The 807-nt window shown below is 33.1% G+C and carries 1 protein-coding gene and 1 pseudogene; both read right to left on the bottom strand.

Going from position 1 to position 807, the window contains the following annotated elements:
* Nucleotides 1-98: pseudogene (locus CN326_RS23795) on the bottom strand (IS6 family transposase); the annotation flags it as partial.
* Between the two features lie 354 nt (nucleotides 99-452).
* Nucleotides 453-807 (bottom strand): hypothetical protein (locus CN326_RS24830; RefSeq protein ID WP_176524761.1); only part of this gene is annotated, 355 nt, incomplete at its 5' end.

The raw sequence follows: 807 nt of genomic DNA, 5'->3' as shown, positions 1-807 counted from the left end.
TTACGGAAGCTCAAATTGTACCGTAGGTACCACCTTACTGTTAATAAGATGAGTTCAGGCTGATAATGCTTCCATTTGAACAAATTTTCCTTTTCCATACTGGTCACGCACCTTTTCTAGAGTAGTAATATCAGTATGTCCAAGTTTAAGAGATTTTTTGCACCAGAACCGTTGGGATTGGCGGAGGAATTCTTATGGGATTAAGTGCTACCAAGCAATTGTTCAAAAACTAACTCCTCTCCCATGTGAGGAGGAGTTTGCTGTAATTTAAAAATGTACTGACATATTGGAGTGATATAAGAGGTTTGAAGTGTTATTGCCGTTTCTGTTCCATTACTACACAAACCCCAATTATTAAAACTTCTTGGTATATCCCTATTTTTAGTTTAAAAAAGAATTCATTTTGACCAATCTTTCTTCAAAATGAATTCTTTTTTCTTGCGATGATTTTATCAAAACATTGTTGGATTTTGTTTAGCGGTCGAGTTTTCTGATGATTCAACGGGATGAACTTTATTAATAACTGCATAGGCTAAATCTTTATAAGCTTGTTTTACTTCCCAATCTGCTGCACCTTGTTCTTTATATAGCTCAATTCCTTTAATTGCTGTTTCTATCTCTGGATCAAACTTCTCTTTTTTAAAGAAATAAGGGATATTTAAAATAGCGACCCAAAAAATAGCATAATGATAAATTACAAGGGACTCTATGCTTATGTTTTTAAAGATTTCTTTTGCTTTTAATAATGGAAGAAAGAGTAAAATAATTCCGTGCGTTATTATTCCTAAAGGTTCTGTTGCAAAGTTT

Origin of the sequence: Bacillus sp. AFS018417 (assembly GCF_002560985.1) — a bacterium.
Lineage (GTDB): Bacteria > Bacillota > Bacilli > Bacillales > Bacillaceae_G > Bacillus_A > Bacillus_A rhizoplanae.
Note: the sequence above shows the minus strand (reverse complement) of the source record. Positions and strands in the feature narration are given on the sequence as shown.